General features: G+C 56.6%; 6 protein-coding genes. 2 read left to right on the top strand and 4 right to left on the bottom strand.

All coding sequences use genetic code 11. The annotated features are described in order from the left end of the window. The coding region (locus tag VGE80_RS11680; RefSeq protein WP_440592793.1) for a carboxypeptidase-like regulatory domain-containing protein at positions 1 to 445 on the top strand (445 nt) is incomplete at its 5' end. Between the two features lie 153 nt (positions 446 to 598). Here VGE80_RS11680 and VGE80_RS11685 read toward each other — a convergent pair. Further along, on the bottom strand, positions 599 to 1,462 hold the full coding sequence (locus tag VGE80_RS11685) for an ABC transporter permease (RefSeq protein WP_373650495.1): 864 nt from the start codon (positions 1,460 to 1,462) through the stop codon (positions 599 to 601). 273 nt (positions 1,463 to 1,735) lie between these two features. Here VGE80_RS11685 and VGE80_RS11690 point away from each other — a divergent pair, with 273 nt between their 5' ends. After that, positions 1,736 to 3,166 (top strand): DUF1501 domain-containing protein, encoded by a 1,431-nt coding sequence (locus VGE80_RS11690; RefSeq protein WP_440592794.1) that lies wholly within the window; start codon positions 1,736 to 1,738, stop codon positions 3,164 to 3,166. Between the two features lie 132 nt (positions 3,167 to 3,298). Here VGE80_RS11690 and VGE80_RS11695 read toward each other — a convergent pair whose 3' ends face one another. The 3 genes from VGE80_RS11695 to VGE80_RS11705 form a co-directional block, all read right to left on the bottom strand. Next, positions 3,299 to 4,078 (bottom strand): TatD family hydrolase, encoded by a 780-nt coding sequence (locus tag VGE80_RS11695; protein ID WP_397571353.1) that lies wholly within the window; start codon positions 4,076 to 4,078, stop codon positions 3,299 to 3,301. 337 nt (positions 4,079 to 4,415) lie between these two features. After that, positions 4,416 to 4,856 carry a hypothetical protein gene (locus VGE80_RS11700; RefSeq protein WP_397571352.1) on the bottom strand — a complete coding sequence of 147 codons (441 nt, stop codon included), beginning with the start codon at positions 4,854 to 4,856 and terminating at the stop codon, positions 4,416 to 4,418. 139 nt (positions 4,857 to 4,995) lie between these two features. Continuing rightward, a partial coding sequence (locus tag VGE80_RS11705; protein ID WP_440592795.1) for an NADH-quinone oxidoreductase subunit N occupies positions 4,996 to 6,008 on the bottom strand: 1,013 nt, incomplete at its 5' end.

Raw genomic sequence — 6,008 nt, forward strand, 5'->3', positions numbered from 1 at the left:
AGCGGGCAAGGTCAACCGAGTACCTGATCTGGTTCTGACCGCCGGTGGCACCATGACGGGGCGCGTCTGCGACCACTCCGGCAAGGTGATCGAAGGGGCAAAAGTTGTTCTCAAACAGAACAACAAGGAAATTGCTCAGACTGTGACGAACAATGAAGGAACCTACTCCTTCAAGAACCTCAAGAGCGGTATCTACCAGGTTGGTTCCGGCAATACCGATGGTGTGTTCCGTGTCTGGTCTGAAAAGACCGCTCCTCCTTCCGCCAAAGAGCATGCTCTGCTCGTGATGGGCGAAAACGGGGCTCGCGGACAGTTCGGTGCCGTCGACCCGACTCTGGTTCTGCTGACCGGCGGTGTGATTGCTGCCGTGGTCCTCAGTGCCATCGCTGTCAGTGAAATCAACTCGGTGAAAGACACCGTTAATCAGATTCCCATCTCGCCCTGATCCGCGAGACGCAAGTCAGTGAAGGATCCCTCCAATCGTCTCCCCCCAGACGATTCATACCGTCGACGGCTCGCCCTGAGTTGTCGACGGTTTTTTCGTTTTCACAGAGGGACCGCGTCACTTACCCCCGTGCCACAGGGGCGTTTCCGTATGTCAGATACTGTCGGCCAGAAACCGGTCAACGCGACGAAAGTACCACGCTCCCGAAAGCAGTAGACAGGTGAGAGAAGTCAGCGAGATCAGCACCAGTGTCCCATGCGGAGCATTGGTTCCGAACAGCGTCCAGCGAAAACTGTCGAGTAAGGCCGCCATCGGATTCAGGTGATAAAGCCCGATCCACTCGGAAGGGATAAGACTCGATTCGTACAGCACCGGACTGACGACCATTCCCAGTTGCAGCATGAATGGGACGACATATCCAAAATCCCGATAATGTGCATTCAGTGCAGAAAGCCACAGCCCAATCGAGAGTCCGCACAGGACCGTCAGAAAAACGACGAACGGAGCAAGGATCACGGCGGGGCCCGGCACGACCCGGAACCAGAGCATCAGCAGCATGAGAACCACCATCCCGATGCCAAAATCGAGAAGGGGGCGGAGGCAAGCTGATAAGGGAAGGGCGAGTCGAGGAAAATAGACCTTGGTGACGACCTGGCGATTATCCACGAGGCACGCCGTCGACGCAGCCAGTATCCCGGAAAAAAGCTGATACAGGAGCAACCCGGAAAAGCTGGTCACCTGATAGGGGAGACTACCCTCGACGGGTTCCGTCTTCAGCATGCGAAAGAGGCCTGTGAAGACAACCATCTGGGCGAGCGGTTGCAGGATTGTCCACGCGATTCCGACTGCGGTCTGACGATAGCGGACCTTGATGTCACGTTCGGCAAAGATCCAGACCAGCTCGCGATATCGCCACAACTCTTTCAGGTCGAACCAGGGAGAATAGTGGTCGGCATCGACGACGATGAGCTCCGAATCGACGGGTGGATCCGAGGAAACACTTTCGGGAAGACTCATCTTTGTCGCAAACTTTCGAGGTTAAGGCCGAACGAACGATTGTGTCATGATAGTCGCCCAGAATAAGGGGCGTCCACGAACTTGCTCACGGTGGGTGTCAAGCACCAGATTGAGTCGCACGATTGAACCAATTCCTCGTACATGCCACAAATTCGGGGCGAGCATTACCAGTTTCTCCTGTAGAATTGTGCCGCATACGGCCATTGACGGTCGGCTAAAGCACCTGAGTTGAGAATTTCTCGACGCCTGTTTCCGGTCGAGAGAGGGGCGTCTATGGAAAAGCCTTTCATTTCCCGTCGCGATCTTTTGTCTTCCACGGCGTGCGGCTTCGGTTCGCTGGCCCTCGCCAATCTGTTTGGGCGCGACCAGCTTTTCGCGGATGAGCCGCAGCCCGATCTGAACGGCGGACTGCATCACCGGGCCAAAGTTCGGCGGGTCATCCAACTCTTTATGAACGGCGGCGCAAGTCAGATGGACTTGTTCGACTATAAGCCGCTCCTCTTTCAGAACGGGGGTGAGGATTTCGATCCCGGGGAAGGGATCCGAGTCGAAGCCGCAACGAGTGCCCCGGGAAAGATACTAAGGCCCCCATTCGAGTTGCGACAGCACGGTGAAACCGGACGCTGGGTATCGGATCAGCTTCCGCACCTGGCCAGGAAGGTCGATCAACTGGCTTTCTGTATGGCAATGCAGTCCCGGACCAATGTTCATGGCCCGGGAAGTTATCTGATGAATACGGGGTTTCTCTTGCCCGGCTTTCCCTCAATGGGGGCCTGGGTCAGTTATGGGTTGGGAAGTCTCACTGACAATCTCCCGACATTCGTGGTGCTCCCCGATGCGCGCGGGCTTCCCTATAACCAGAAGGGGAATTTTTCAGCCGGTTTTCTGTCGTCGACTCACCAGGCCACGATTCTCAACACCAGTCTGCCGGCACCGATTCCAGATCTCCGTCCCCCGGAATCCGCTCATTTCATTACTGAAGAAGCGGATCGGGAAGGTCGGGAATTGCTGCAGAAACTCAATCGCCAACACCTCGCCGTGAACCCGGGAGATTCTCGTTTGGACGCTCGGATCCGTGCTTATGAACTTGCTGCGCGGATGCAGTTGAGTGCACCCGAGGCTCTGGATATCCGAAGTGAAACAGAGGCGACGCACAAAGCCTATGGACTGGATGAGAAGAGAACCGAAGACTTCGGTCGTCGCTGTCTGCTGGCTCGGCGACTGATCGAACGGGGTGTGCGGTTCGTTCAGGTCTGGAGCGGGGCAGGCGGGGCTGCCAACAACTGGGACAATCACACCAGTATCGTTAATGAGCTTCCACCCATGTGCGGCTCGACCGACCGCCCGATTGCCGCGCTGCTGGAGGATCTTGAGCAGCGCGGACTCCTCGAAGACACGCTGGTTCTGTGGAACACCGAGTTCGGTCGGATGCCCTTCTCTCAAGGAAGCGAGGGGCGAGACCACAACGGCGGAACATTTGTCGGCTGGCTTGCGGGGGCGGGGGTCAAAGCCGGTGCGAGCTATGGCGCAAGTGACCCCTGGTCGTGGCGTGCCGAGCGTGACGTGACAACGACGTATGACTTTCACGCAACGGTTCTGCACCTGCTGGGGATTGACCACGAACGTCTGAGTGTTCGTCACAATGGGGCTAACAGGCGACTCACCGACGTACACGGACATGTGATTCACGACGTCCTGGCGTAGTAAGTGTTCCCTGAATCTGCTTGCGACTCTTCCCTCAGACTGTGCACCGTTTGACGTTGGAACGAATTCCGTCAGACGCGAACCGGGTCAACTCAGAGCGACGCCTGCTCGAAACGGAAACGTTCCGTTTCCTCAGCCGACTGGAAGCCGAAAGATCCGTCGAGCATTCGCCGTGGTCGCTTCGGCAATCTCTTCTTTCGAAACTCCGCGAATTTCGGCAAGGCAAGCGGCCGTCAAACGGACGTGGGCTGGCTCATTCCGCTTGCCGCGAAACGGCGTCGGCGCGAGGTACGGCGCATCGGTTTCGATCAGCAGTCGATCGAGCGGAATTGTCGCTACTGTTTTGCGGATCGTTTCATTCTTCTTGAAAGTCACCATACCACTGATGGAAAGAGACATTCCCATTTCCATGCAGACGTGGGCGGTCTCGACAGAGCCACAGAACGAATGCATCACCCCATTGAGGGGGCCGCGTTCCGCATGTGTTTTCAGTTGCTTGATAACCGCTTCCTCGGCATCGCGACAATGAACGACAAAAGGGAGATCCAGTTCGCGAGACAATTCGAGGTGCCGATCGAAGAATTCGGCCTGCAATTCGATGGGCGAATGATCCCAGTACTGATCGAGGCCTGTTTCGCCTAATCCCACAACCTTGGGTGATTTCGCCAGAGCGACAATTTGCTCCCAATCACCCGGATTGGCAGCCGCGACATAATTCGGATGAAGTCCGACAATCGCGTGGACCTGGGGAAAACGTTCGGCCAGTTCGAGAACGCGGCGACAGCTTTCCAGTGTAATCCCCACCGCCAGCATCGCCTTAACGCCCGCATCGACCGCGCGGGTCACGACTTCTTCACAGTCCTGTGTAAAGGCGTCTTCGTCGAGATGGCAATGGGTATCAATCCACTCCATTGTCTCTTTCCCTAATTCTTAAAGTGCAAAATTCTGTCTGACATGCCTGGCGGGACGATACCTTCGTCCTCTGGCTGAACCTGAGCCGTGAGTGCGAAGTCTCATGAGCCAGCGAAGAGAAGAACCGCGTCAGTTGACTCAATTGAGCCAGACAGAATGCCCCCAGGCAGGGACAGCACCGTCACGCGGTGGCGGTCCTCGGGGAGAGACGATAGCACTTCAACCGCTGACGGGTAAGTGGTCGAAGTATTCCGCGGGACGTCGTGCCCCACGATTCCAGAGCAACGGGCAGAAAGATAGGGAATTGGGCTGGTACGACAATCCGGGAGAAAAAACTTCACACCGTCGCTTTTGCCCCGGCCGGCACCAGGTTGTTCAGTCGCTCGGTCAGCTCACGTTCCGATGTCAGGATTTCGCTGATGAGGGCGCTTGCTTCCGGATCGTGAATGCAGGTGTGAGACGCCTCATCCAGCACCGTTAGCAGTTCCTGCTGGTTCACGCGGATCAGTTTCAGCAAATAATTGAGTGACAGAAAATGCAGGTCGGTGTAATCCGCAGGAAACCCGCCGAAATCGATCGTCCAGCGTCGCTCGGTGAGCAGAGCGGAAAGTTTTGCGACGTGTTCCTGCTGAACGGCCACAATTTTCTGGAACTCTGCTTCGACTCCCTTTTGAGACCGGCTGGACCACGAGCTGCATTGGCCAACATATTGAAGCAGGCTTTTTCCGAGCGCGATCAGGAGTTCGTTGAGCCTGGCATTGTGTTGCACGTGTGCCATAAGAAACTAGCCGTCTATGAGAACAAAAGGGTGGCCCGAGGGAATCGGGCCGGGATCGATTTTACTAGTCACTGACTTCAGTTGTGCTTTGGTTTGGTCGACCGGTCGATGTGACGATCACCGAGGGTCCATCTGCGGTTCAAAAAAAGGCATGGGCCGCCTGAAGTGCGACTTTCGTCAGTGGATCAATAATGATCCCCAGGAAAACCACCATTCCTGAGACCAGCATGACGTACATCGCAGGAGAGGAACTGGCCGGCATGGAGACGGTGGCCGCCCCGGAGGGCCGAGAATCGATGCACATGATTTTGGCGACGCGGAGATAGTAGAACAAACTGATCACGGTGTTGAGTCCCCCCGCGGCGAGGACCAGCCACATGAACCAGTGCACGTGCGTTGATTCGTAAACCGACGCGAAAATAAAGGCTTTCCCGTAGAAGCCGCCGAGGGGCGGAATGCCGACCAGGCTGAACATGCAGATCGCCATGCAAATTGCCAGCACGGGAGCCTGCTGTGCCAAACCCTTGTAGTCTTCGATCTCTTCCGAAAAAGTCTGGTTCCGAATCAACGCAACAATCGCGAATGCCCCCAGATTCATGAACAGGTAGACGCCCATGTAATAGAGCAGCCCTTCCATCGCGCGAGGACCGTTTCCGGGGTGTGCAACCTGGAAGGCTGAGTCCGTTCGCACACTTTGCAGGACCAGCAGTGCTGCAATTGCCATCAGCGAGTAACCGGCGTGGGCAATCGTGGAATAGGCGAGCATTCGTTTGATATTTCGCTGCGAATAGGCGGCCAGGTTGCCGAATGTCGAAGTGACAATCGCCACCAGTCCCAGCCCGAGGCCGCACGAGAGTGAAAGCTGCGAAAGAGCACCTGAGCCGTCCCCGGCCAGGGCCAGCGACAGACGAACGAGCAAGGCGAATGCCGCTGCTTTGGAAGCAACCGACAGGAATCCACCGACTTCAGCGGGAGCACCGTGAAAGGCGTCAGGGCACCAGAAATGAAAGGGGACCAGTGAGAGTTTGAATGCGAACCCGACGGAAATCATCAGGAGTGCGAGAACCGCACAGCGAGTGGCGGGATCCTGCATTCCTCCGCGATTCGCGAAGACGGCCTGGAACCGCTGGGCCAACTCGGGAAACTCGGCCG

This window comes from Schlesneria sp. (assembly GCF_036405755.1).
In the GTDB taxonomy this organism is placed as follows: domain Bacteria; phylum Planctomycetota; class Planctomycetia; order Planctomycetales; family Planctomycetaceae; genus Schlesneria; species Schlesneria sphaerica.

Coding starts and splice junctions, on each gene's coding strand:
- VGE80_RS11685 (WP_373650495.1), bottom strand. CDS start 1,462: ATGAGTCTTCCCGAAAGTGTTTCCTCGGATCCACCCGTCGATTCGGAG.
- VGE80_RS11690 (WP_440592794.1), top strand. CDS start 1,736: ATGGAAAAGCCTTTCATTTCCCGTCGCGATCTTTTGTCTTCCACGGCG.
- VGE80_RS11695 (WP_397571353.1), bottom strand. CDS start 4,078: ATGGAGTGGATTGATACCCATTGCCATCTCGACGAAGACGCCTTTACA.
- VGE80_RS11700 (WP_397571352.1), bottom strand. CDS start 4,856: ATGGCACACGTGCAACACAATGCCAGGCTCAACGAACTCCTGATCGCG.